The sequence below is a fragment of the Margalitia sp. FSL K6-0131 genome, from assembly GCF_038008735.1.
Classification (GTDB): domain Bacteria; phylum Bacillota; class Bacilli; order Bacillales; family Bacillaceae_C; genus Margalitia; species Margalitia shackletonii.
The window spans coordinates 2,400,655-2,425,298 of the sequence record NZ_JBBOZS010000001.1; the positions used below are offsets into that span (position 1 = coordinate 2,400,655).

The following is a 24,644-nucleotide window of genomic DNA, read 5'->3' on the forward strand; positions in this document are numbered from 1 at the left end:
AATGGTGAATTCCATGGGGGACTTCGGGAGGGCTTAGTAAAGAACCCACTTAATGAGAATGTATTGTTCACGTAGAAAGGATAAATCTCAATGTTAATGGAACGAATGCTGTCACGGGAAAATCTTTTATTGGCATTAAAGCGAGTAGAAAAGAACAAAGGAAGTCATGGAGTAGACAATATGTCCGTAAAAGACCTACGAAGACATATTCTCGAAACGTGGGATACACTTAAAACATCCTTAATGGAGGGTACTTATCAACCTTCTCCTGTCCGTCGGGTTGAAATCCCAAAACCGAACGGTGGAGTAAGGTTATTAGGTATCCCAACCGTGACAGACCGTTTCATCCAACAGGCGATTACTCAGATTTTAACCCCTATCTTCGACCCGACTTTTTCAACACAGAGCTATGGTTTTCGACCAAACAAACGAGGTCATGACGGTGTTAGACAAGCGAAGAAATATATCGAAGAGGGATACCGATGGGTAGTCGACATGGACTTGGAGAAATTCTTTGATAAAGTCAATCATGATAGATTAATGCGGACTCTATCCAAAAGGATTCAAGACAGAACGCTCCTATCACTAATTCGGAAGTATCTACAGTCTGGCATTATGATTAATGGAGTCATAACGAAATCCGAGGAGGGTACGCCCCAAGGTGGACCATTAAGTCCTTTACTCTCCAATATCGTTCTAGATGAACTAGACAAAGAGTTAGAAAAGAGAGGGCACAAGTTTGTCCGATACGCAGATGATTGTAATATCTACGTAAAATCGAGAAGAGCCGGAGAGCGAGTAATGGACTCGATTACTACTTTCATTGAATTTACTCTAAAACTAAAGGTGAATCGAGAAAAGTCAGCTGTAGACAGACCTTGGAAAAGAAAGTTTTTAGGTTTTAGCTTCACATTTCATAAGAAACCGAAGGTGCGGATGTCAAACCAAAGTATTCAACGTGTCAAGAAACGGATACGAGAATTAACTTCAAGGTCAAAACCAATTCCAATGGATTATAGAATAGAGAAGCTGAATCAATATTTGATTGGCTGGTGCGGATATTATGCATTAGCAGATACACCCACTATTTTCAAAGAATTAGACGAATGGATTAGAAGGCGTCTCAGAATGTGCCAATGGAAAGAATGGAAGAAACCAAAAACCAAAGTAAGAAAACTCATTGGATTAGGGATTCCAAAAGAGAAGGCATACGAATGGGGAAACTCTAGAAAGAAATATTGGAGAATAGCCAGAAGCCCAATCCTACAGAAAACCCTCACAAACTCCTATTGGGAGATGCGAGGGCTGAAGAGTCTTTATGTGAGATATTCTCAACTACGTCAGACATAAATGGAACCGCCGTATACGGAACCGTACGTACGGTGGTGTGAGAGGTCGGGGGTTAGTCACCTCCTCCTACTCGATTCATTAAAGTATTAAAAAAAATTCATATTTTTACCTATCCTTTTCTCTCATTTCTTTGATAAACTCTTATATGTGAAGAAATTTTTTTGCATTAAGAGGAAAGGTGACATTATGAAACGTATTTTAGCACTTACAGCCGTTATATTTTTGTTAGGTGGTTGCAGCTGGGGCCAAAACAAGGCAACTGATGCCTCAACAGGTAAGGGTCAAGAGAAACCATCCAATTCTATCAATAATTCAATAGGTAAACAGACAAGCCAAAATAATACAAACCATGATTTATTACTAAGTCCAGATAATTTTAATCAAATTAGGGTTGTAAATGGAATCAAAATGATTGAAAACCCCTCTAATATACTAGCTTTGGTTAATAAGGATTATTCCCTTGGAGACTATAAGCCAAATGATCTTGTTCGTCCAAAAGTCGCATTTTCCTTTGGCAATCAGGATATTGAAAAGAGCTATATGAGAAAAGAAGCAGCAACTGCCTTAGAGCAAATGTTTTCCACGGCAAAAAAAGATAATATCTTCCTGTATGCTGCTTCGGGTTATCGTTCTTATACAAGACAAAAAACTTTATTTGATGCAGAAGTAGCAAATGTTGGAAAAGATAAAGCTGCTCAAGCGGTTGCAATTCCTGGAGAAAGCGAACACCAAACAGGACTTGCGATGGATATAACCAGTGAAACAGAAAATTTCCTTCTTACAGAAAAAATGGGAGAACATAAGGAAGGAATATGGCTGCGTGAACATGCTCATGAGTTTGGTTTCATTTTAAGATACCCGAAAGATAAGGTGAACGTAACCAAATATGAATATGAGCCATGGCATTTTAGATATGTTGGAAAAAAAGCCGCGGAGGTAATGTACAAAAACAATTGGACATTAGAGGAATATTTTCAACATGTTAAAAAAGCATAAAAACAGGTAAACAGATTGATACCAATACTTATAAAAAATGAACAATAGGATGCAGCAGCATCCTATTGTTCATTTTTTACATCTATTTCATTAAAAATCTGCATTTCCTGGTGTACGAGGAAATGGTATTACATCACGGATGTTCTTCATTCCGGTTAAATACATAACTAATCGTTCAAAGCCAATTCCATAGCCTGAATGCTTTGTACCGCCGTATTTTCTAAGCTCAAGATACCACCAGTAATCTTCTTCCGTCATACCAAGTTCTTTAATTCTATTGGCAAGGACCTCTTCTCTTTCCTCACGCTGACTTCCCCCGATTAACTCGCCGATACCTGGAACCAATAGGTCAGTCGCAGCTACTGTCTTGCCGTCATCATTCGCTCTCATATAAAATGCCTTAATTTCTTTCGGATAGTCGGTTACGAAGACAGGACGCTTGTAAATTTCCTCGCTAAGATAGCGTTCATGTTCCGTTTGCAAATCCGTACCCCATTCAACAGGGTAGTCAAATTCCTTACCGGAGTTCTTTAATAATTCAACCGCTTCGGTATAAGTAACTCTTCCAAAATCGGATTCTAATGCGGTCTGCAATCTTTCAATAAGTGTTTTATCGATAAAGCTATTAAAGAAGGCCATTTCTTCTGGTGCATGTTCAAAAACGTAATTAATGACATACTTGACCATTTCTTCTCCGAGGTCCATGATATCCGGTAGTTCTGCAAAGGCAACTTCCGGCTCAATCATCCAGAATTCTGCGGCATGACGTGCCGTATTCGAATTTTCTGCTCTAAAGGTCGGACCAAAGGTATATACATTACGGAAAGCAAGAGCAAAGGTTTCCGCATTTAATTGACCGCTAACGGTTAAGTTGGTTTCTTTGCCGAAGAAATCTGCACTGTCATCTACTTTTCCGTCCCCGGTTTTTGGAAGCTGGTTCAAATCCATGGATGTCACACGGAACATTTCCCCGGCACCCTCCGTATCGCTTCCGGTAATAATCGGTGTATGTACGTATACAAATCCTTTTTCTTGAAAGAATTTATGAATGGCATAAGATGCAAGAGATCTTACTCTGAAAACGGCTGAGAAGGTATTGGCTCTCGGACGTAAATGAGCGATAGTTCTTAAATATTCAAGGGAATGTCTCTTTTTTTGTAAAGGATAATCTGTATCCGATAATCCTTCCACCACAATTTTTGTCGCTTTAATTTCAAAAGGTTGTTTCATTTCAGGTGTTGGAACAAATTCACCTTCTACTAAAACAGAAGAGCTAATAGGTAACTTCGTAATTTCTTTGAAGTTATCAAGGGTATCCTCAAAAACTACTTGTACACTCTTGAAGAATGTTCCGTCGTTTAATTCCATAAAGCCAATGGTTTTGGAATCGCGAAGAGTACGGATCCAGCCTGAAATTTGAACCGTTTTGTCATTATAATTTTCTTGATTTCTGTATAAATCTTTTACTACAGTCTTTATCATAAATAGCCTCCTTATGGTAATTTTTCACAATAAAAAAAGCCTTCTATTCCCAAAAAAAGGGACGAAAGGCTGACTTCCGCGGTACCACCCAAATTGTCATTTGACCAACTTTAAAGCTAATATTGCTTACCCCAGTCAGATAACGTGCTGGTAACGTCTAAGCCTACTTAAGATATCCCTTTCGGTTAGAACTCAAAGGTGTTCTTCATTCATGCTTCATCGCCAGGCTTCCACCGTCCCCGGCTCGCTATCGAATATAGCAAAAACTACTTTCCTCTTCATCGCTATAAAATATGTAGTTTTTAAATGAATTTTTATTGTAAAATTTTATCACAAAACATAAACCTTTGTCTAGTTCCCTTAAAAGGCGGAGATATTGTAATCTTTCAATACCAACACCACCTAAAAAAGAGAATGTATGTATGTTCTTGTAATATATTTGGAAACCCGCTTTTTTTGTGATCTTTATCATAATAAATATTCTGAAACGATAACGATTGAAATTTTGCATGAAAATCATTTCCCCTCATAAACTATTTTTAGAGACAAGCTAGATGAAATGTTGGGGGAGAGAACAATTCAGAAGGTTGGACAAATTATTTTGGGGAGTATTTTATTATCAATTGGTGTAAATGGGTTTATCATTCCCCATCATTTATTAGATGGAGGATTAATGGGGATCGCATTAATTTTTTATTATTTTTTTTCCATTCCAACTGGCTTAAGTATGATTAGTTTAAGCATTCCATTATATATATTTGCCTTTATTTATTATCGACGTTATTTCTATAATAGTATTTTCGGAGTAATTTTTAGTTCCTTTTTTTTGGACTTGTTTTCCTTTTTATCCGATCGAATACAATTACCCGTTCTTTTAAGTGCTTTGGTAGGTGGAACCTTTATTGGATTAGGGGCAGGTCTTATCCTTCAGGCTGGTGTTGCCGGGGATGGGTTAGATTTGTTTGCTCAAATGGTAGGTGTATTTACTAATGTGAATGTAGGAATTATTATTTTTGTTTTAGACGCGCTTGTGCTTTTGTTGGGAATGAAATTTTTTGGACTTGGCATTTTTTTGTATTCTCTTTTAGCCACAATAGCAGTGGGCTTTTTTACTTCAATACTAACAATAAGATATTTAGAGTAAACAATGGATGTGAAAATAATATAATGAATATTTAGATAAAATATAACAAAATTCGCGTTTTTTTCATTCAAAAAAACCTTTTCTTTCGTTATTCGATAAAAGCTGATAAAATAAAGAAGTTAATATTTTTTTACATAGAATACTGATTACAGATAGCATTGTATACGGGAATGAAAGTGGTGAATGTCTTGGAAGAAGAGAAAAAGGATATTGACTCCTCTACAGAAAACATAAATGGTTTTATTCGAATGAAGAAATTTACATTTGTTATGCTTATTTTTATACTCGTATTTGCAACGGCAGGGGTTACTACCCTTGTATTAGCATTCGGGGATAAAAAAGCAGTTAATGTAGGTGTAGCGAATAATCGTCCGGAATTTAATAAACTCTATGAAGTTTATGACAAGTTAGAAAGCAGTTATTATAAAAAAGTGGACAAGAAGACATTAATAAACGGTGCCATTAACGGAATGGTTGACTCTTTAGGAGATCCATATTCTGATTACATGTCGGAGGATGAGGCGAAGCAATTTAACGAAAGTATTTCATCCTCTTTTGAAGGAATAGGTGCAGAAATTCAGGAAAAAGACGGCTTTATTACTGTTGTATCTCCAATAAAAGGATCCCCTGCCGAAAAAGCAGGTCTAAAACCGAATGATAAAATATTAGCCGTAAATGACAAAAGCATTCGAGGAATGTCTGCAAATGAAGCGGTATTACTCATCCGGGGGAAAAAAGGTACGAGTGTGAAGTTAACAATACAACCAGCAGGCTCCAAAGAAACAGCTGAAATGACAATTGTCCGCGATACCATTCCAATTAATACGGTTTATGCAGAAATGATGAAAAATGGTGTAGCAAAAGTGCAAATTACAAGTTTTTCAAATAATACTTATGATGAACTTGTAAAAGCATTAGATGAAATGGATAAAAAAGGAATGAAATCTTTAATTTTGGATTTACGTCAAAATCCGGGTGGGTTATTAAATCAAGCCCTAGAAATTTCAAACCTATTCGTTCCAGAAGGCAAGACGATTGTTCAGACAGAGGACAGAAACGGCAAACGCGACCAAGAGGTTGCAAAGGCTGGTAAAAAGATCAATGTTCCGGCAGTAGTGCTCATTGATGAAGGAAGTGCAAGCGCATCTGAAATTACGGCTGCAGCACTTAATGAATCCGCGGGAATTCCGTTAATTGGTCATAAATCATTCGGAAAAGGAACAGTACAAACAGCTACTGATTTCAAAGACGGTTCCGATGTGAAGTTTACAGTAGCGAAATGGTTAACTCCAAATGGTGAATGGATTCATGAGAAAGGCATTGAACCTGAATATAAGGTGGACTTACCGAAATATGCCAATCTCCCTATTATTGATCCAAGCAAGAAGTGGAAGAAATCAGATGTATCCAGCAATATCAAAACAGCCGAACAAATGCTTAAGGCTGTAGGTTATAATCCTGGAAAAGTGGATGGTTTATATGACAGTCAAACAGAAAAAGCAGTGCAGGCATTCCAAAAGGCTGAACATCTGAAAGTAAATGGTATTCTTGAGGGAGATACTACTATCGAGCTTATGAACAAGCTTCGTGAGAAAATTATTAAAGATGATCCGCAAGTTAAAAAAGCGACTGAGGTATTAAGTAAAAAATAAAAAAACAAAATTTCAAATTCCAAACGCTGAAAAAGGACTCTGGTTTTAAATAACCAGAGTCCTATTTTTTCTTAGTGAAAACATAGAAACGCACTATTTATTGCGGGCTTGTTATCTGAGTTCACCAAATTTCAGGAATGTCTTTTCATCTTCAATTAGGCCGCAAGCGGCACATTGAACACGATAATCAGGACCTTTATATGGAATATGAAATGGATTGACTGCATTATTTTCATATTCCTCGATAATATCACCTGACCTTGGATCCATTTTCACAGCTTGTGGAACTTGTTGTATAATATTGAATCTGGAACGATTTGTTTTGCAGTTTGGACAACAATATGGACCATGCATTTTTAATACCTCCACTAATGAGTTTTCTATACATAGTTTTCTCATTTTTTCTGTATTTAATGTAAATTTTCTGTTTTGAAAGGAGTATTCATTTTGAGATACGAAGAATTATTAGGTGTTTATCGAAAGATATGGAATAATCGTTTGTTAAAAGACGAAGCAAAAACGGCGAAGGAACTGCTGAATGAAGCCATTACAAGAGAATTATTGGACGAAGTTACTCATCCTCGTTTACGGACATCAAAAGAAGTAAAATTTTATTATGCAATGAAACGAATTAGCGATTCTAAACAATCTGATTCAGAAAAGGTAGAACTTATAAAGCACTATATTAAAATCATGGAAGAACTGTAAGGAATTGCGATGAAAAGGATTACAAATAAACTAAAAAGTGAAGGCTATTGAAATAAGACTGAAAAATACGTTACAAAAGCAGCTCTTTATAAATATTGTCAAGTCGCATTTACATATGAAAATATGGATGTATATCCTTATTATTACTAGATTTCCTGCATATACAAATAGGCTATTTTTTGAGAATAACTATTTTAACAGGGTTCTTTAACTAGCAAAAATGATAACGATTGTTTTACAAAAATTATGGTAGATTTCTCCTCAAATATTACAAATATCGTATGTTATGATTCAAGAGTAATAGATTTTCACTCAAGAAGAGGGAGGAATTTTACAATGATGAAACCACTTATTACTACAGCAGCTGCGTTAGCATTATTAGCTGGACCAATGATGAGCCATAAAGCAGATGCAGCAGGATTACAAACTAATGCTAATAACACTGTAAAATATGAATATAAAACAAATAATATACAAGATGCCCAAGCATGGTTTAACAATATTCTTAAGCAATACCATGTAAACTCAGCATATTTAAATACACAGACTGTACAACCAACAAATCACAGTGTACAAAAAGTAACACAAAATACTGCGACAACTAAAAAAGTAAATACCAATACAAAAACAAATACGACAGCTTCTACTAAAAAAGCAACCTATCAATTAAGCGCATACGAAAAACAAGTAGTAGATTTAACAAATCAAGAACGTAAAAAGTATGGTCTGCCTGCTTTAAAGATTAATACTACTTTAAGTAAGATGGCTCATACAAAAGCAAATGACATGGCTGTTAATCATTATTTCGATCATACTAGCCCAACTTATGGATCACCATTTGATATGATGAAAAAATTTGGCATTACTTATCGTGCTGCAGGAGAAAATATAGCGATGGGCCAAAAAACTCCGCAAGAAGTAGTAAATGGCTGGATGAATTCACCAGGTCACCGTGCAAACATTTTAAATAAAAATTACACGGAAATCGGTGCAGGGTTTGTTTCTAATGGTAATTACTGGACTCAAGAATTTATTGGAAAATAATATATGAAATTAGACCACGGAAAAACTTCTGTGGTCTTCTTATTGTGCGCCCGGCATGGGTGTAGTCTCTAGGGTGAAAGTCCCGAACTGTGAAGGCAGAAGTAGCAGTTAGCTTAACGCAAGGGTGTCCGTGGTGACGCGGAATCTGAAGGAAGCGAGCGGCAAACTTCCGGTCTGAGGAACACGAACTTCATACAAGGCTAGGTATCATTGGATGAGTTTGCAATACAAAACAAAGTCCTTTCTGCCGAAGGTGATACAAAGTAAATGAAGCAGATAGATGGAAGGAAAGATTGCACTCTTACCCGGGGAGGTCTGGTTGATACGCCAAGTACACTTGGTAACCTATCTAGTAATGGATAGCTGAACAATCAGAAGTCAGCCGAAGTCGTAGTACTTGGTTTGCTCGAGAGAATCAAGGAAGGACTGAACCATTTTAGGAGAACAAACACTCGGCAAACGGTTCTTTATGTATGAAAGCAGAAAATTCTTACGGAACCTACCTGAAAGGAAGAAATGGTGAATTCCATGGGGGACTTCGGGAGGGCTTAGTAAAGAACCCACTTAATGAGAATGTATTGTTCACGTAGAAAGGATAAATCTCAATGTTAATGGAACGAATGTTGTCACGGGAAAATCTTTTATTGGCATTAAAGCGAGTAGAAAAGAACAAAGGAAGTCATGGAGTAGACAATATGTCCGTAAAAGACCTACGAAGACATATTCTCGAAACGTGGGATACACTTAAAACATCCTTAATGGAGGGTACTTATCAACCTTCTCCTGTCCGTCGGGTTGAAATCCCAAAACCGAACGGTGGAGTAAGGTTATTAGGTATCCCAACCGTGACAGACCGTTTCATCCAACAGGCGATTACTCAGATTTTAACCCCTATCTTCGACCCGACTTTTTCAACACAGAGCTATGGTTTTCGACCAAACAAACGAGGTCATGACGGTGTTAGACAAGCGAAGAAATATATCGAAGAGGGATACCGATGGGTAGTCGACATGGACTTGGAGAAATTCTTTGATAAAGTCAATCATGATAGATTAATGCGGACTCTATCCAAAAGGATTCAAGACAGAACGCTCCTATCACTAATTCGGAAGTATCTACAGTCTGGCATTATGATTAATGGAGTCATAACGAAATCCGAGGAGGGTACGCCCCAAGGTGGACCATTAAGTCCTTTACTCTCCAATATCGTTCTAGATGAACTAGACAAAGAGTTAGAAAAGAGAGGGCACAAGTTTGTCCGATACGCAGATGATTGTAATATCTACGTAAAATCGAGAAGAGCCGGAGAGCGAGTAATGGACTCGATTACTACTTTCATTGAATTTACTCTAAAACTAAAGGTGAATCGAGAAAAGTCAGCTGTAGACAGACCTTGGAAAAGAAAGTTTTTAGGTTTTAGCTTCACATTTCATAAGAAACCGAAGGTGCGGATGTCAAACCAAAGTATTCAACGTGTCAAGAAACGGATACGAGAATTAACTTCAAGGTCAAAACCAATTCCAATGGATTATAGAATAGAGAAGCTGAATCAATATTTGATTGGCTGGTGCGGATATTATGCATTAGCAGATACACCCACTATTTTCAAAGAATTAGACGAATGGATTAGAAGGCGTCTCAGAATGTGCCAATGGAAAGAATGGAAGAAACCAAAAACCAAAGTAAGAAAACTCATTGGATTAGGGATTCCAAAAGAGAAGGCATACGAATGGGGAAACTCTAGAAAGAAATATTGGAGAATAGCCAGAAGCCCAATCCTACAGAAAACCCTCACAAACTCCTATTGGGAGATGCGAGGGCTGAAGAGTCTTTATGTGAGATATTCTCAACTACGTCAGACATAAATGGAACCGCCGTATACGGAACCGTACGTACGGTGGTGTGAGAGGTCGGGGGTTAGTCACCTCCTCCTACTCGATTATACGTTTCTATTTTTGTGAAAAAGCTGTTATCTCCTTTAAATGATACAAAGGACAGCATGTTTTGTTAGGCATATTTTATCCATCCTGCTCATATAGTGTATTGGACAAGTTGATGAGGAGGAAAACTGAGATGGCATACAAATATTCAAAAGGCTGGTATGTACAAGAATTGAAACAAATGGGAGTACGTTACCATCCTGTTGAACGGAAAAAACTAGAAAAGTATAAAACATGGGTCATTAGAAATCTTTATAATGAAAGATTGGATAAATAAAAACTCGCCATTAGGCGAGTTTTTTAAGCTTCTAATACTTGTTCTTCCTCTTGTTTTGTCTCATTCCTCATTAAATACAGGGAGTACTGGTCTCTAGAAATTTCATATAAATCATAAATATATTCCTCAGCATTCAATTGATCAAATATACATTTTCGAGTCTCATTTGCTTTAACAACATACGGGAGCTTTTCGGCGGCTTTTATGGAACGGATATTTTCTTTGCGAATACGCATAAAGATTGTTTCAATTCCTAATTCATAAAATAGTTCCTGAAAAAAAGCGTCCTTTGCAGGCTGGTTATAACCTTTTCCATGGTAGGGTTTCCCAATCCATGTTCCTAAAAAACCTGCATTGTCTTTTATATCAAATAAATTAATGGTACCAATTGGATTGCACCATTCATCTAAAATTGTTCTGGAAATTAGTTCACCGCGTTCTTCTGCCTCAATCGTCTGTTTAGTTAAAAATAAAAATTCATCATGTGAATATGCCTTTTGACGAACGAAAGGGAAGACATCAGGGTGCACCATAAGTTCAAATAAACAAGAGTTTTCTTGTCCGTTTAACTCACGTTTCTTGAGCATCGATATCCCTCCAAAGAGGGCAGTCCCCCGTTTATCGCGAAAGCCCCACCCTCGAAATTTTTTAAAAGTGCGTAAAAAATTTCGGGGTGGGAATCGAACCCACTAGAACCAGGCTAAACATTAGCTGGTGGCGCACCATTTGCCTTCCCTAATTGATGTAAAACATCAAAAAGTTGTATATTACTTTTGTAAGTTGTCTTGAGGATTAACCTCTAAGTAAAATGTTTGATAAAAACTCCTTTTGACAGACCAAATGGTTGTTTAAAGTGAATAAGTTTTCTTTTCCTTTTTGTATATTACAATAAAAATCGCCAATTGAAAATAGGATAAATATTAATATTTTATGACCAATTATTACTAAGTTCGACAATTGTTTTTTTTGTTTTTTACATAATGCACGATAAAATATATACTCAAGCTAAGGATGGCAATAACAATAATCGGTCTAATATATTTGCCTGCCACACTGCTGATTAATTCCCAATGATTATTTAATTGAATACCCAGCAGTAAAAAAAGGAGGGTCCACGGAAGCATAGCGGTAGTCGTGTATAACACAAATTGGGAAAATTTCATTTTTGCAATTCCAGCTGGTATTGAAATGGCATGTCGAACTATAGGGATAAATCTTGCTGTGAAAATAACAATTGTTCCATAATTTCGAAACCATTTTTCCGAAGCATCTAGATGCTTTTTCTTTATCAATAGAAACTTTCCGAACTTTTCAAAGAATGGCCTGCCTCCATAGTATCCAAGCCAATATAAAAATACCTGTGCCATTGTTCCCCCAAGAATTCCTGCAATTGTGGCACTGATAAAGGAAATCTCCCCATTTGCAATTAAAAATCCTCCATATGCCAGTACAATTTCACTCGGGATGATTTCAATCATTAAGGCAAGTGCAATACCAATGAACCCAAGATTACCTAAATGTTCTAATGCATTTACAATCCATTCATGACTCATTTATTTTCAACTCCGCTAAAATATTCCAATAGTTTGCAATGTAATGATCCCTAAGCCTAAAAACCAAACATAATAAGCAAATATTTTAAGAGATTTCTTTTTAAGAAAGTTTATCATTCCAACAATTGCAAAATATCCGAACAAAGCAGATGCGATGGTTCCAATCAGAAGACTCATGAATGAAATGTTTTCCGCCTGTCCTGTGAATAAATCTTTTCCTTGCAGAATAATTCCTCCAAGTATTGCAGGAATCGATAATAGGAATGAAAAATAAGCAGCTGTCTCTCTATCTAATTTACGTAAAAGCCCTGCGGCAATCGTTAATCCTGATCGGGAAAGTGCGGGGAAAATAGCAGCAGCTTGAAATGTTCCGATTACCAGTGCATCTGAATAGCGGATTTCTTCAAGTTTTTTATGGCCGTGTCTCTTGGCGCTTTCCGCCCACCATAAAATACATCCAGTCGCTAAAAACTCCCATCCGATTGTGCTACCTGACTTTGAAATGGAATCAAAAAAATCTTTAAATAAAAAACCTGCAAACACTGCCGGAATTGTCCCAATAAACATGATTTTGGTCAGTTTGCCAAATGGATTTCTTATAATATGAATGAGATCATCTTTATAAACAACCAGAACTGCCAATAAGGTGCCAACATGTAGCATTGTATCAAGAAACAAACCTGCTTCATCCAATCCAAATAAGTGCCTTCCAAGAAATAAATGACCAGTACTTGAAATCGGCAGAAACTCTGTAAGCCCTTGAATGATTCCTAAAATAAACGCTTGTATATTTGACAGCATATCCAAACTCCTTCAATAAAAAATTTCCTAAATGAACAACATATTAAATGATATGCAAAACATGTTAGAGGATGTCCAAAAAAAGAAAAGTTAAAAAAGATGTATCTTTTTTCCTTCCTCTTCGTATATGCTATAGAGATTATTCAATCAGGGGGAATCGAAATGCCATCAAAGGATGAAAGGCTTCTGGCAACATTGATTTATGTTTCAAGTTTTTTTACTGTTTTTATTGGGCCATTAATTATTTGGCTTCTCAAAAAAGATGAATCATCTTTCGTTGATTATCACGGTAAGGAATATTTCAACTTTCTTATTTCTTATTTTATTTATAGTCTTATTAGCGGGATACTCATAATCATTTTAATCGGAGGTATATTACTCGGTATCATTGGTATTTTGGTGTTTATCTTCACTATTCTTGCAGCGGTAAAAGCATATGAAGGAGAGCGATATCAAATACCGCTCGTTATACGGTTTTTAAGATAGAAAAATCCTCTGTTACAAGAGGATTTTTTTCTATCTTTTTTTATTACAATTGGGAATCATGAAAAAATAGAAACAAACATATAATAGAATGAATCTACAAATAGGGTGAATAGACATGAATATTAAAGAATACTATACCGTTATGTCCAGAATCTATTTAAATCAAATTATCCTAGTAGGCTTTTTTTTAATAGGATGTTTATTTTTATTCAACGCGGTGGGATTTCCGTTTATATTAAAAATTATTTTTATTATAGTGATGATTATATTAATTTATTTTTTTGTTAAATATTTATATTTTAATTTTAGAGAAGGCAGCCTTAAGTATATTACATCTGACAAACAAATACGTAATGAAAATTCGAAAGAACTAATGATGATGTTTCTGCCTGCGCCAAGTTTATTTATAAAGTTTTTCAATAGTAATGGAATATGTGAGTATGAATTAAGGGATGAAGGAATGGAACCTTGGAAATGGTTTTTGCCAATTAGGATAAGAAGAAGAGAATCTCTAAGTTATCAATTAAAAAAGAGAGATGGAACGGTATTAGTAAATATGAATGTTTCCCAGCATAATGGGCAGGTTGAAATAACTACACCAAGCAATCAGCTTTTTATCATTAAACTACAAGAGAGAAAAAGGAAAATGATGACGTTTGAAGCCGGTAATGACATGTTATTTATCCATTTAACGACACATAAGATAGAAGTGACAAAAAACAATAAAAACATAGCAACGATTCAAAATGGGTGGATGCCAATAAAATGGCAGAAATATTTCTCCTCCAATACGCCAATTCTTACATTTAAAAATGAGGTGAGCGAAGCTGAACAATTTATTATTTATGGGTTGCTCATCTTTCTATTTGTTAACCAATTCAATTAACAATATGGTAAATTGCGTATGAAATAATCGAGAGCGTTCCATAATATTTCATATATTAAACTGTAGATGGAGGGTCTTATTATGAACGCAAATTATAAAGCCTGTTTAGAAGCGTGTTTTACATGCCTTGAAGCTTGTAATATTTGTTTCCATGCATGTTTGAAGGAAGAACATCCTGAAAAAATGACGAAATGTATTGAATTGGATAGAGAGTGTGCGGATTTTTGCAGTTTAGCAATTGCCTCAATGCAAAGAAGCAGTGCTTTTGTGAAAGAGATTGTAAGCATCTGTGCGACGGTTTGTGAAGCTTGCGGATATGAATGCAAAAAACATGATCATGAGCATTGTCAAAAATGCGCGGACATCTGCTTCCAGTGTGCAGAAGAATGCAGGAAATTAACTGCTTGAAGAGAAAGTATTATTGTAAAAATCAGAAGAGTCCATTATGATTAAATCCTGTGGCTTATAACAGGGGGCACTTCTTTTATTGCACTTGGGGATTTAAGTGACATTAATATTCCGGTTACTTTATTTTACAGTGTATATAAGTTTGATGATAAGAGTAATCCATGCGATTGCTCTTTTTTTGCCTTTTTTTACATGTTAGGTAAGCTATTCCAGCTATAGACTTTTGAACTATTCATTTGGTAATCTAAATAATAGAAATATAGGTTAGATGGTAAGTAAGGAGCGAAATAATGGAAGTTTTTGTTGCTAGGCAACCAATATTTAATCAAAAAGAGGATGTTTGTGGATACGAACTTCTATATCGTCAAAATAATATTAATGAATTTCTTAACATTAACGGAGATCAGGCAACAGCCGACGTTATTATTAATAGTTTTCTAAATATAGGAATTGATGATTTATCTTGCGGTTTACCATGTTTTATTAATTTTACGGAAAATCTATTGAAGCAAAAAGTTCCAACTTATTTTCGACCACAAGAAATTGTTGTTGAAATACTTGAAAACGTTTCCTTCACACATGAGTTGCTTGAAATATGTAAAGAGTTGAAGAGCTTTGGATATAAAATTGCCCTTGATGATTTTATTTTTCAACATCATAACCCGTATGTGAAACAAGTATTAGAGTATGTAGATATTGTAAAAATTGATTATCTGAATACTTCTCCGGCATTAAGGAGAACTTTAGAAAAAGTGGTAAAATCTTTGCACATTGAATTGTTGGCAGAAAAAGTCGAGACAAGAGAACAGTTTGAGGAAGCAAAAACAAAAAATTACAGCTATTTTCAAGGTTACTTTTTTAGTAAGCCTGTCATTGTTTCAACACAGGATGTACCTGCTTCTTTTAGTTCCTATTTTCAAATTATTAATTATTTATCGGCTACTGACCCAAGCATTGACCAAATAGCAAAATTAATAGAACAGGATTTGTCTTTATCTTACAAACTATTAAAGCTTATTAATTCACCTGCCTACAGGCCGAAACATAAAATACATTCAATACGCCAGGCCATTGTTTTGCTAGGGTTAATTGAAATTAAAAGATGGATTTATGTCTTAGCCATTAGAGAAAATACCGGTTACCGAAAGCATATGCCAGAAGAACTCTTGCGATTATGCTTAACAAGAGCAAAAATGTGTGAAATGATTGCATTAAAGCTAGCCAACCAATTACCTGCTCCGAGTTATTTTTTAGTAGGAATGCTGTCTTTAATGGACGCTATATTATCTATTCCAATGGAAAATATACTAAAAAAGTTGTCTCTCGGTGATGAACTCTATGCTGCATTAAACGGAAAAGAGAATCATATGCGCAATGTCTTAAATTTGACTGTTGCAATAGAAAAGGCTCACTGGGATAAAGCAGATGATATATCAAACGCGCTTGGCTTAACACAGCATGCACTAATTTCTATTTACAAAGATGCATGTAACTGGACGGAATTAGTTTTAGCGGAAGACTTAACGGCTTAATTTTGTTGTATTATTATTGATAATAGAATATGTTTGTGGCAATGTAATATTAAATTAGAAATTCTAAATAAAAGTAGTTTGCTAATGGAAACAAACTGGAGGTTTCAATGGTGAATATTCAACTAAAAAAATGCCATGGTTCAAATAATGATTTTATATTGATTGATGAAATAACAAATTCATTCTCGTTTTCAGACCTTGATCGAGAAAATCTTGCTCTGGCACTTTGCGACCGAAATTCCGCTTTAGGTGCAGATGGAATCCTTTTTGTGATGGAAAGTGATGTGGCTGATGCAAAAATGAGGATTTTTAATGCAGATGGATCGGAGGCTTCCATGTGCGGGAATGGATTGCGTTGCGCAGGACGCTACCTCTGTGAGCTTTTACAAAAGGATGAAATAGTGGTCGAAACCTTAAAAGCTAATTTACAAGTTAAAAAAGCTGAATCCATTTTCAATCAAATTCCAACCTATCAGGTTGAAATTTCTCCGGTTCTATTTCAGTTAGACCAGCTTCCAATGAATCTAGCAAGAGAAACACTGTTTAACGACAAAGTTCCTGAACTCTCTGAGGAGCTATTGTTTTCTGCTGTTGCCGTTCCAAATCCACATCTTATTAGTTATGTAGATTCGGATACGATTAGGTCCAACATCCAAAAAAACATAGCAGAATATGTAAATGGACCAAATGATTTATTCCCGGACGGAGTAAATGTAAGCTTTGTAAAATTCATTCAAGAAGGGAAAATTTATGTTCGCACCTTTGAGCGCGGTGTAGGTTTTACAAATGCATGCGGTACTGCGATGTCTGCTTCCTCCTTAATTTCATGTCTGCTTAAATTAAATAGCTTTGAAGATGGAATTGAAGTATATACAAACGGTGGTAAGGTTCGCTGTGTGGTTCATGATTATAATGGAGAGTATAAAATTGATTTAATCGGAAATGCAACCTATTTATATGATGCAGAAATTAGTGTAGAAATTAAAAAACCCGAAAGCTTCACGATAGTTCAAAAATACGATTTACCAGAGCAAAAAGAATATGAGCAATTAGAAGCATACGTGAAAGAAGTAATCAATCAGGAAATATTAATATAATACAACCGGCAGAAATTTCTGCCGGTTATTTTAAAGGATAGGAAAGCATAAAATTTTTCAACATATAAATAATTTAACAAGTTTAATCTTGTCTAGCGCAAGCAGCCATCGGCTAGCGGATTTCTCCGTCTCCTCCCTACGATAAGTCAACATCAGTTCGTGAACTACCTCACTGTGTTTCCTTTATCTCGAGCCTGCGACTACGAAATCCGTACGCCGATGAGCAAGGCGCTTCCGCTTTTCTTAGTGAGTATTCTTTAAGAATTGTAAAACAGGCTCAAATGGTTGAATATTCTTCGATCTAAAATAGGAGGAAAATGGACATTCTATTTCATTTAAACGTTTCAACACACTTTCCATCGTAAAATCCTCAGGATTCAATCCTTCATGCAATTCCCCCCAATATAGCGGGGTTGCTACTAACGCTTCTTTATTTCCGCGCATCGAATAAGGTGAGATAATTGTTTTTCCTTCAGCATGCTGGACAAAATCAATATACAATCGATTGTTTCGATGTTTTTTTAATCGTTCAATCGTAAATAAATTTGGTTCCTTTGTAATTAAAAACTGTGCTATAAATTCAGTAAATGAACGGGTATCTTCCCAAGTGTAGGTTTCCTCTTGAAGTGGAATATAAATCTGCAAGCCTTTATTCCCTGAAGTTTTCACAAAACTTATTAATTTTAATTGGTCAAATATTTCCTTCATCATAAGAGCGGCTTTTACAGCTAAATGAAACTCATTACGTGAAGGAGGGTCCAGGTCAAAAACAATTTCGCTGACAAATTTGCTTTTATTAACGTGAAAAGGTATATGATATTCAATTGCTAATTGATTTGCTAGCCACATTAATGTTTTTAAATCATTACAAACTATATATTCAATCCCTTCTTGGCGAAATGTTTCAATGAAAGACGGTGCATAATCAGGACAATTTTTTTGATAAAAAGGCTCTTCAGAAATTCCGTGCGGAAACCGTATGACAGTTAAAGTACGATTTTTTAAAAAGGGCAGCATAAAGGGTGAGATTTTCCTCATGTAGCGAACAAAATCCAATTTAAAAATTCTGTCTTTCCAGAGTGGTTTGTCTGGATGTGTTATTTGTATTTCTTCCGGAATAGCGATTCCATTCAAAACGAATTGTTCATATGTACAGTCCTCTGGAGTAAGGTCAAGACGAAATTGATGGAAATGAGGTTCTCTTAAGCTTTCTTCATACCATTCTAAATAATGGACATCAATGCAAATAGACGGACGGATTTTTAACAATCCCTTTGTATTCTCATAGGCATTTTCTTTTATAACCTGGTTAAGTGCTTGCTTTTGGTCTGGAGATATACTAAATAAGAATAAACCTAAAGGAATGATTTTGTTCTCGTTATAGACTCCGATATGATAATAACCATTATTGCTGTCATATGCAGTGATAAAACAGCTGACTTTTTTCCAATTTTTGATTTTTACCCAACTTTCCGTTCTTTTCCCAGCTTCCCATTTGCTTTCCAGTATTTTTGCCACAACCCCTTCACTGTCAAACGTAAATGCCTTATCTGAAATTTTCCTTACATTTTTATCGTATGGAACAAATTGCATTAAATTGGGATCTCCATTTGATGGATAGAGCGGGAAATTCAAATGTTCGAATAAAGCTTGAAGTGTTTTTTTTCTTTCTTCAAGGGGTTTGATTCTCATATTCTTTCCATTCATTTTTAAAAGATCAAAAACCAAGTAGCGAGCGGGTCTTGATTTTCCTCTTTCCATAATTCTTTCTTTTGAACGCATTCGTCCACGAATTTGTAATTGTCCAAAATTTGCTTTATTTTGATTTTCCAATATGACTAATTCTCCATCTAATATTAAGGGAAAATAATCTTTAATTGTTTCTTTATGAGAAAGAAGAAATTCCTTTATTTCAGGAAATTGCGGTAATAGATCCAGTTCATTCCGGCTCCACAGATACATATTCTTTTCATCCCACTCCAAAATGGCACGAAATCCATCATATTTTATTTCATAAACCCAATTCCTATTTTCCGGAAGAGTGGACTTTAAGGTTGGCAGCATTGGTTTCAAAGCATTTATCCTCCTTTAGAGGTAGTATTCCCTGTTTACAAGGTTTTTTCCAAAACTTTTAGGGAATGAAATTATTTGTTGAACGAACATTAAAAGTAAGAAGAAAAAGGGAGGGAGTTCAATGCATACGATTTGGAAAGGAAGTATTAGTTTCGGGCTTGTAAATATCCCAATAAAATTACATGCAGCAACGGAAGATAAAGATATTAAATTAAGATCCCTTCATAAAAAATGCCACACCCCGATCAAATATGAAAAAATGTGTCCGGTGTGTGAAGAGGAATTATCGATAGGGGATATTGTAAAAGGCTATGAAATAGCGAAAGGGAAATTTGTGATTTTAGAGGAAGAAGAATTGAATGAACTAAAACGTACGACAGAAGAAAAAGCGGTAGAAATTATTGATTTTATTAAAATGGAAGAGATAGATCCGATTTACTACGATCGAAGCTACTATATGTCCCCAAACGAGGGGGGGGTAAAGGCATATGGTCTTCTTCGCAAGGCACTTATTGAATCAAAAAAGGCCGGACTTGCTAAAATAGTGATGAGGTCTAAGGAGCAATTAGCTGTCATACGTGTTTTAGAAAACACTTTATTAATGGAAACCATTCATTTTCCTGATGAGGTAAGAAATGCTGCAGATGTTCCAAATGTTCCAGCTGAGGACCAAGTTTCAAAAAAAGAAATTGATACTGCCATTCTCCTCATCGATCAGTTGACTACAACTTTCGAACCGGAAAAATATACAGATGAATACAGATCAAAGTTAATGGAATTAATCGAATCAAAAAGAACTGGAAAAGAGCTTGTTACACCAAAAGAGAAAAAACAAGCGGCAAATGTTACAGATTTAATGGCAGCACTTCAAGCATCCATAGATAAAACAAAAATGAAAACAGAAGAAAAACCTAAGCCAAAAAAGAAAGCAACAAGAACGAAAAAAGCACAGTAAAAAATAGTGAAGACTGTTTTCGAATAGATTGTTTCTTTTCGTAAATTGTAATAAATTCGAATTATTTTTAGTTTCGTGGTGTTTTTTTAATCTCCAAAAGCAACATTGTTTAAGAAATGAGCCAAATTAAAAGACAGTTCATTATTAGAATTGTCTTTTTGTCTTATTATGTTAGGATGTAAATTAGAGGTGGAAGAATGAAAAAACGAAAAATTTATTTAGGAGTTTTTCTCTGTATACTATTAGTTATTTTTTCTTGGACGTTTTTGGAAATAGCGAATAATTTTGATGGAACGCAAATTCGTCACTTTGATCGAAGAATAATTGACTTAGTACAAGGACATATTTCCGACCGATTAACAACTATAATGTTATGGATAACTTTTTTTGGCTCTGTAAAAGGAGTAGCACTTATTACTTTTATTGTTTGTGTTTGTCTTTACATAACCCGCCACCGATTATTAGGTATGTACCTAGCAATAACAGTTGCATTAGGTGCAGGAGGATTTAATCAAATCTTAAAATTGATTTTTAAACGGGCACGTCCAGATATTCAACCTATTATCGCTGAAAGCGGCTATAGTTTTCCAAGCGGACATTCAATGGGTTCTATGATTTTATATGGAAGTTTAGCATTTATCCTTTTTAAAGCATATAACCGAATGTGGGCGAAAATTCTCGGCGTGGTAGTTGGTGTTGTGCTTGTTTTTATAATCGGAATAAGTCGCATTTATCTTGGAGTTCATTACCCAAGCGATGTACTTGGTGGATACTTGGCTGGTGCATTTTGGATATTAATTTGCATGATCGCATTTACTTATTTTGAAGGAAGAGGGAAAAAGTAAACTCTTGTGTTTATCTGTAAAGAACAGAAAAATGCTAGCTTCAAATATTTTGAATAGGCTATGGTACATTATAGCCCAATTTAGTTATTTTACACGACAAACAACCTCCTTTTGAATACTGTATAAGTGACTATAAAAAAGGAGGTAATTCTATGGATGGCGCAGTAGGTGGATATGCTGGAGGATTCGCGTTTATCGTAGTATTATTTATTCTTCTTATCATTGTAGGCGCAGCATACATTGGTGGAGGATATGGTGGATATGGTTACGGGGGATACGGTGGTTTTTGGTAAAATTATAAATATGCCCCCGAAATAAATTTAGAAAATCAATTATACAAAATAGGCATCTGTCCTCGGGTAGATGCTATTTTGATTGAAAAATTCGGCATAGGGTTTATGTTGTTAAACATGGATTTTCGGTTTTTTTCTTGCATTTTAGCGTGAAATGTTATATTATAAGTAAGAAATTATAAGTTTTCAGTTATTGCTAATTTTTTTTCCTTTTCCGCTTTTAGATAATATACAATTCAGCTGGCGCGATCGGCGGAGTCGCAAGGACGAAAGAGAGGTAGGGCTTTCGTTGTTTTGGAAAACATCTATTTAGTTTTACTGATAATAAATGAGATACCTCGTTTTATATATAGTTTAAATTTTTTGTTCGATCTGAATTATGGAGTTATGGATTCACATGTTATAAAGAGTAACTACTTTTTTTGGTGTGGATACTCTTTATAATATGTGAATTTTTATTTACTGCGTAAATATGAGTAACATATTAAAAAATTTTTGGAGGTTGTCTATACATGACACAAGGTACAGTAAAATGGTTTAACAGCGAAAAAGGATTTGGATTCATTGAAGTAGAAGGCGGAAACGACGTATTCGTACATTTCAGTGCAATCACTGGCGAAGGTTTCAAAACTTTAGAAGAAGGTCAACGTGTAGAATTCAATATCGTTGAAGGACAACGCGGACCACAAGCTGATAACGTAGTAAAACTTTAATTTTTGAAATAAAAAAGCTGCCAGTATTGGCAGCTTTTTTATTTCAAAAGGCTGTTTTCCTGCAATTTTATTTCGTAATTGATTTAAATACGAACATCCTTTCTTATAGGAATTTGATTAAACAACAAAGTTTAAGGAAAAAGCCTATTAAATAGTGATAAATTTTTAAAAATATTTGCAAAAGATTCCGCAAACATGTTTAAATTTGATTGTTTTCGGGAATAACAGAAATGGGATAGATATACTATTTTCATAAAAGCACTTGATTTTTTTTTATAAAGTATTAAAATGGTTGAAGTAAAATAGTATATTTATATTTACAACCTTAAAATCATCGTAAAGGCGATTAGGAGGTTTATAGTAATGCAACATGTTAGCTTAAAAGTTCGTAGTTTATTAAATAAAAAGTTTTCTTTGCTTTTTATTGCTACTGTACTTTTTTGGTTTAAGACATATATAGTGTATAAGACTGAATTTAACTTAGATTTGCAAAATGGGATGCAGCAATTTTTGCTATTTTTTAATCCAATTAGTTCCGCACTATTCTTTTTTGCAATTTCGTTGTTTTTTAAAGGTCGAATTCGTTATATAAGTTTAATCATCATCAACTTATTACTTTCGATATTGCTATATGCGAATGTTTGTTATTATCGATTCTTTAATGATTTTATTACAATCGATGTTATAACCCATCAAACCAAAAACTTTGGTGATTTGGGCGGAAGTGCTCTCGCATTAATGAAACCTCATGATATCTTGTATTTTGTGGATACTTTCATTATTATTCTTTTAGTAGTGTTTAAATCTGTAAAAATCTCATATGAGAAAATCAATCGAAGAACAATATATGGATTTTTCGCAGCTGCAGTAGCTTTTTTTATCGTGAATTTGGGTCTTGCAGAAGCTGATCGGCCAGAACTTTTAACGCGGACTTTCGATAGAAACTATATTGTTAAATATCTTGGTGCATATAATTACACGATCTATGATGCGATTCAAACAACTAAATCATCAGCACAGAGGGCATTTGCTGATAGTAGTGATATAGTGGATGTTCAAAATTATGTAAAAGCGAATTATACGGATCCGAATCCAAAGTACTTCGGTGTAGCAAAAGGGATGAATGTGATTTATGTATCCATGGAATCTCTTCAGAACTTTGTCATTAATTATAAGGTTAATGGTCAAGAGGTTACACCATTTTTAAACAAATTAACACATGATCCGAATACGTTTTATTTTGATAACTTTTTCCACCAAACTGGTCAGGGAAAGACATCTGATGCGGAATTTATGATGGAAAATTCGCTCTATCCATTACCAAAAGGTGCAGTATTTACGACAAAAGCGCAAAATACGTACCAAGCAGCTCCTGCGATTTTTGATCAATTAGGATATACTACTGCGGTATTTCACGGGAATTATAAAACCTTTTGGAACCGCGATGAAATGTATAAATCTTTAGGTTACCAAAAGTTTTTTGATGCAAATTATTATGACATGAGTGAAGAAAACACGATTAATTACGGCATGGAGGATAAACCGTATTTCAGCGAATCGATGCCATATTTAACAAGTCTTCCTCAACCATTTTATACAAAGTTTATCACCTTATCCAATCATTTTCCTTTTGAACTGAGGGAAGGATCTGATTTTCCTAAGGGGAATTTCGGTGATAAATATGTCGATAATTATTTTCAAACAGCCCATTATTTAGATCAGGCACTAGAGCAATTTTTCAATGAATTAAAATCATCTGGTCTATATGACCATACTGTAATCGTATTATACGGAGATCATTATGGGATTTCAGAAAATCACAATAAAGCAATGGCGAATGTAATGGGTAAAGAGATAACTCCATATGATTATGCGCAACTTCAGCGAGTACCATTATTCATTCATGTACCAGGTGTAAAAGGTCATATCGATCACACTTATGGCGGTGAAGTAGATGTTCGACCAACTGTTATGCATTTGCTCGGAATTAATACGAAAGATTATATTTCGTTCGGATCGGATTTATTGTCAGAAAAGCATCATCAACTAATTCCATTCCGTAATGGAGACTTTGTATCAAATGAATATACCCAAGTAGGTAATAAGTGCTATAGTAATCCAGATGGTGCGGAAGTAGAAAGCAGCAAATGTCAGGAGAGTGACAAAGAGGCTAAGACGATGTTAAGCCTATCAGATAAAGTTGTATATGATGATTTGCTTCGCTTTTATACACCAAATGGTTTTACACCAGTAAATCGGGATGATTATGACTATTCAACGGATCAAAGCATAAATAATAATTCTAAATCAGTTAATAAATAGTAAGTCGAGAGGATGTTCTTAAAGGAACATCCTTTTTTTATTTTTTGGAAGATATTTCATTAAAGATAACACAAAAAACTATGTAAG

Annotated in this window: 23 protein-coding genes, 1 pseudogene and 1 other annotated feature; of the genes and pseudogenes, 18 read left to right on the forward strand and 6 right to left on the reverse strand. The window is 35.1% G+C overall.

Features of this window, described 5'->3' with window-relative positions; genetic code table 11:
- Nucleotides 1–90 precede the first annotated feature (90 nt).
- Both ltrA (NSQ59_RS11730) and NSQ59_RS11735 read left to right on the forward strand, forming a co-directional pair.
- A complete protein-coding gene (ltrA, locus tag NSQ59_RS11730; RefSeq protein ID WP_055737770.1) occupies nt 91–1,350 on the forward strand; it encodes a group II intron reverse transcriptase/maturase in 1,260 nt (419 codons plus the stop codon).
- A 186-nt stretch (nt 1,351–1,536) separates the two neighbouring features.
- Nucleotides 1,537–2,346, forward strand: a complete 810-nt coding sequence (locus NSQ59_RS11735; RefSeq protein WP_340831318.1) for a M15 family metallopeptidase — start codon at nt 1,537–1,539, stop codon at nt 2,344–2,346.
- Nucleotides 2,347–2,436: 90 nt separating this feature from the next.
- Here NSQ59_RS11735 and asnS read toward each other — a convergent pair whose 3' ends face one another.
- Nucleotides 2,437–3,828, reverse strand: coding sequence for an asparagine--tRNA ligase (gene asnS / locus NSQ59_RS11740; RefSeq protein ID WP_340831320.1), 1,392 nt, complete (start codon nt 3,826–3,828; stop codon nt 2,437–2,439).
- A 54-nt stretch (nt 3,829–3,882) separates the two neighbouring features.
- Nucleotides 3,883–4,119: a binding site (T-box leader), on the reverse strand.
- 271 nt (nt 4,120–4,390) lie between these two features.
- Here asnS and NSQ59_RS11745 point away from each other — a divergent pair.
- Together NSQ59_RS11745 and NSQ59_RS11750 are read left to right on the forward strand one after the other, a co-directional pair.
- On the forward strand, nt 4,391–4,972 hold the full coding sequence (locus tag NSQ59_RS11745; protein WP_161809228.1) for a YitT family protein: 582 nt from the start codon (nt 4,391–4,393) through the stop codon (nt 4,970–4,972).
- A 170-nt stretch (nt 4,973–5,142) separates the two neighbouring features.
- Nucleotides 5,143–6,624, forward strand: a complete 1,482-nt coding sequence (locus NSQ59_RS11750; protein WP_055739519.1) for a lmo1851 family serine protease — start codon at nt 5,143–5,145, stop codon at nt 6,622–6,624.
- A gap of 111 nt (nt 6,625–6,735) precedes the next feature.
- Here NSQ59_RS11750 and NSQ59_RS11755 read toward each other — a convergent pair whose 3' ends face one another.
- Nucleotides 6,736–6,978 (reverse strand): hypothetical protein, encoded by a 243-nt coding sequence (locus NSQ59_RS11755; RefSeq protein ID WP_055739520.1) that lies wholly within the window; start codon nt 6,976–6,978, stop codon nt 6,736–6,738.
- 93 nt (nt 6,979–7,071) lie between these two features.
- On the opposite strand from NSQ59_RS11755, the gene NSQ59_RS11760 reads away from it, so the two are divergent.
- The 4 genes from NSQ59_RS11760 to NSQ59_RS11775 all read left to right on the forward strand — a co-directional run bounded on the left by NSQ59_RS11760 (nt 7,072) and on the right by NSQ59_RS11775 (nt 10,593).
- Entirely contained in the window at nt 7,072–7,332 is a 261-nt protein-coding gene (locus NSQ59_RS11760) for a hypothetical protein (RefSeq protein WP_340831324.1), read from the forward strand.
- 336 nt (nt 7,333–7,668) lie between these two features.
- The gene (locus NSQ59_RS11765) at nt 7,669–8,376 is read left to right on the forward strand and encodes a CAP domain-containing protein (protein WP_055739521.1); all 708 of its coding nucleotides are present in this window, start codon (nt 7,669–7,671) and stop codon (nt 8,374–8,376) included.
- A gap of 605 nt (nt 8,377–8,981) precedes the next feature.
- The gene (gene ltrA, locus NSQ59_RS11770; protein ID WP_055737770.1) at nt 8,982–10,241 is read left to right on the forward strand and encodes a group II intron reverse transcriptase/maturase; all 1,260 of its coding nucleotides are present in this window, start codon (nt 8,982–8,984) and stop codon (nt 10,239–10,241) included.
- A gap of 208 nt (nt 10,242–10,449) precedes the next feature.
- Entirely contained in the window at nt 10,450–10,593 is a 144-nt protein-coding gene (locus NSQ59_RS11775) for a DUF2639 domain-containing protein (protein WP_083489292.1), read from the forward strand.
- A gap of 23 nt (nt 10,594–10,616) precedes the next feature.
- Here the strand turns inward: NSQ59_RS11775 and NSQ59_RS11780 are convergent, their stop codons facing one another.
- From NSQ59_RS11780 to NSQ59_RS11790, 3 genes are all read right to left on the reverse strand, one after another.
- The gene (locus NSQ59_RS11780) at nt 10,617–11,180 is read right to left on the reverse strand and encodes a GNAT family N-acetyltransferase (protein ID WP_055739522.1); all 564 of its coding nucleotides are present in this window, start codon (nt 11,178–11,180) and stop codon (nt 10,617–10,619) included.
- Between the two features lie 357 nt (nt 11,181–11,537).
- Nucleotides 11,538–12,146: a DedA family protein gene (locus NSQ59_RS11785; protein WP_055739523.1), complete on the reverse strand. Its 609-nt coding sequence runs from the start codon at nt 12,144–12,146 to the stop codon at nt 11,538–11,540.
- Between the two features lie 15 nt (nt 12,147–12,161).
- Entirely contained in the window at nt 12,162–12,944 is a 783-nt protein-coding gene (locus tag NSQ59_RS11790) for an undecaprenyl-diphosphate phosphatase (protein ID WP_055741207.1), read from the reverse strand.
- Between the two features lie 165 nt (nt 12,945–13,109).
- On the opposite strand from NSQ59_RS11790, the gene NSQ59_RS11795 reads away from it, so the two are divergent.
- From NSQ59_RS11795 to dapF, 5 genes are all read left to right on the forward strand, one after another.
- Nucleotides 13,110–13,433, forward strand: coding sequence for a DUF4870 domain-containing protein (locus NSQ59_RS11795; RefSeq protein WP_055739524.1), 324 nt, complete (start codon nt 13,110–13,112; stop codon nt 13,431–13,433).
- 115 nt (nt 13,434–13,548) lie between these two features.
- Nucleotides 13,549–14,319 carry a hypothetical protein gene (locus NSQ59_RS11800; protein WP_055739525.1) on the forward strand — a complete coding sequence of 257 codons (771 nt, stop codon included), beginning with the start codon at nt 13,549–13,551 and terminating at the stop codon, nt 14,317–14,319.
- 81 nt (nt 14,320–14,400) lie between these two features.
- The gene (locus NSQ59_RS11805; RefSeq protein ID WP_340831330.1) at nt 14,401–14,727 is read left to right on the forward strand and encodes a four-helix bundle copper-binding protein; all 327 of its coding nucleotides are present in this window, start codon (nt 14,401–14,403) and stop codon (nt 14,725–14,727) included.
- 290 nt (nt 14,728–15,017) lie between these two features.
- Complete coding sequence (locus NSQ59_RS11810; RefSeq protein WP_340831332.1) at nt 15,018–16,259, forward strand: EAL and HDOD domain-containing protein; 1,242 nt, start codon at nt 15,018–15,020, stop codon at nt 16,257–16,259.
- A gap of 110 nt (nt 16,260–16,369) precedes the next feature.
- Nucleotides 16,370–17,356: a diaminopimelate epimerase gene (dapF, locus tag NSQ59_RS11815; protein ID WP_055741208.1), complete on the forward strand. Its 987-nt coding sequence runs from the start codon at nt 16,370–16,372 to the stop codon at nt 17,354–17,356.
- A 243-nt stretch (nt 17,357–17,599) separates the two neighbouring features.
- Here the strand turns inward: dapF and NSQ59_RS11820 are convergent, their stop codons facing one another.
- Nucleotides 17,600–19,429: a DNA ligase D gene (locus NSQ59_RS11820; RefSeq protein WP_340831336.1), complete on the reverse strand. Its 1,830-nt coding sequence runs from the start codon at nt 19,427–19,429 to the stop codon at nt 17,600–17,602.
- Between the two features lie 121 nt (nt 19,430–19,550).
- Here NSQ59_RS11820 and ku point away from each other — a divergent pair, with 121 nt between their 5' ends.
- The 5 genes and pseudogenes from ku to NSQ59_RS11845 all read left to right on the forward strand — a co-directional run bounded on the left by ku (nt 19,551) and on the right by NSQ59_RS11845 (nt 24,557).
- Entirely contained in the window at nt 19,551–20,384 is an 834-nt protein-coding gene (gene ku, locus NSQ59_RS11825) for a non-homologous end joining protein Ku (RefSeq protein ID WP_340831357.1), read from the forward strand.
- A 197-nt stretch (nt 20,385–20,581) separates the two neighbouring features.
- Complete coding sequence (locus NSQ59_RS11830; RefSeq protein WP_055739530.1) at nt 20,582–21,229, forward strand: phosphatase PAP2 family protein; 648 nt, start codon at nt 20,582–20,584, stop codon at nt 21,227–21,229.
- Between the two features lie 152 nt (nt 21,230–21,381).
- Nucleotides 21,382–21,471 (forward strand): annotated as a pseudogene (locus NSQ59_RS11835) (YjcZ family sporulation protein); the annotation flags it as partial.
- Between the two features lie 563 nt (nt 21,472–22,034).
- Nucleotides 22,035–22,235 carry a cold-shock protein gene (locus tag NSQ59_RS11840; RefSeq protein ID WP_055739531.1) on the forward strand — a complete coding sequence of 67 codons (201 nt, stop codon included), beginning with the start codon at nt 22,035–22,037 and terminating at the stop codon, nt 22,233–22,235.
- 363 nt (nt 22,236–22,598) lie between these two features.
- A complete protein-coding gene (locus NSQ59_RS11845; protein WP_340831361.1) occupies nt 22,599–24,557 on the forward strand; it encodes an LTA synthase family protein in 1,959 nt (652 codons plus the stop codon).
- Nucleotides 24,558–24,644 lie beyond the last annotated feature (87 nt).

Excerpts from the sequence above, each read along its gene's own strand:
- ltrA (WP_055737770.1), top strand. The coding sequence starts at position 91 with ATGTTAATGGAACGAATGCTGTCACGGGAAAATCTTTTATTGGCATTA.
- NSQ59_RS11735 (WP_340831318.1), top strand. The coding sequence starts at position 1,537 with ATGAAACGTATTTTAGCACTTACAGCCGTTATATTTTTGTTAGGTGGT.
- asnS (WP_340831320.1), bottom strand. The coding sequence starts at position 3,828 with ATGATAAAGACTGTAGTAAAAGATTTATACAGAAATCAAGAAAATTAT.
- NSQ59_RS11750 (WP_055739519.1), top strand. The coding sequence starts at position 5,143 with ATGAAAGTGGTGAATGTCTTGGAAGAAGAGAAAAAGGATATTGACTCC.
- NSQ59_RS11755 (WP_055739520.1), bottom strand. The coding sequence starts at position 6,978 with ATGCATGGTCCATATTGTTGTCCAAACTGCAAAACAAATCGTTCCAGA.
- NSQ59_RS11765 (WP_055739521.1), top strand. The coding sequence starts at position 7,669 with ATGATGAAACCACTTATTACTACAGCAGCTGCGTTAGCATTATTAGCT.
- ltrA (WP_055737770.1), top strand. The coding sequence starts at position 8,982 with ATGTTAATGGAACGAATGTTGTCACGGGAAAATCTTTTATTGGCATTA.
- NSQ59_RS11775 (WP_083489292.1), top strand. The coding sequence starts at position 10,450 with ATGGCATACAAATATTCAAAAGGCTGGTATGTACAAGAATTGAAACAA.
- NSQ59_RS11780 (WP_055739522.1), bottom strand. The coding sequence starts at position 11,180 with ATGCTCAAGAAACGTGAGTTAAACGGACAAGAAAACTCTTGTTTATTT.
- NSQ59_RS11785 (WP_055739523.1), bottom strand. The coding sequence starts at position 12,146 with ATGAGTCATGAATGGATTGTAAATGCATTAGAACATTTAGGTAATCTT.
- NSQ59_RS11795 (WP_055739524.1), top strand. The coding sequence starts at position 13,110 with ATGCCATCAAAGGATGAAAGGCTTCTGGCAACATTGATTTATGTTTCA.
- NSQ59_RS11800 (WP_055739525.1), top strand. The coding sequence starts at position 13,549 with ATGAATATTAAAGAATACTATACCGTTATGTCCAGAATCTATTTAAAT.
- NSQ59_RS11805 (WP_340831330.1), top strand. The coding sequence starts at position 14,401 with ATGAACGCAAATTATAAAGCCTGTTTAGAAGCGTGTTTTACATGCCTT.
- NSQ59_RS11810 (WP_340831332.1), top strand. The coding sequence starts at position 15,018 with ATGGAAGTTTTTGTTGCTAGGCAACCAATATTTAATCAAAAAGAGGAT.
- ku (WP_340831357.1), top strand. The coding sequence starts at position 19,551 with ATGCATACGATTTGGAAAGGAAGTATTAGTTTCGGGCTTGTAAATATC.
- NSQ59_RS11830 (WP_055739530.1), top strand. The coding sequence starts at position 20,582 with ATGAAAAAACGAAAAATTTATTTAGGAGTTTTTCTCTGTATACTATTA.
- NSQ59_RS11840 (WP_055739531.1), top strand. The coding sequence starts at position 22,035 with ATGACACAAGGTACAGTAAAATGGTTTAACAGCGAAAAAGGATTTGGA.
- NSQ59_RS11845 (WP_340831361.1), top strand. The coding sequence starts at position 22,599 with ATGCAACATGTTAGCTTAAAAGTTCGTAGTTTATTAAATAAAAAGTTT.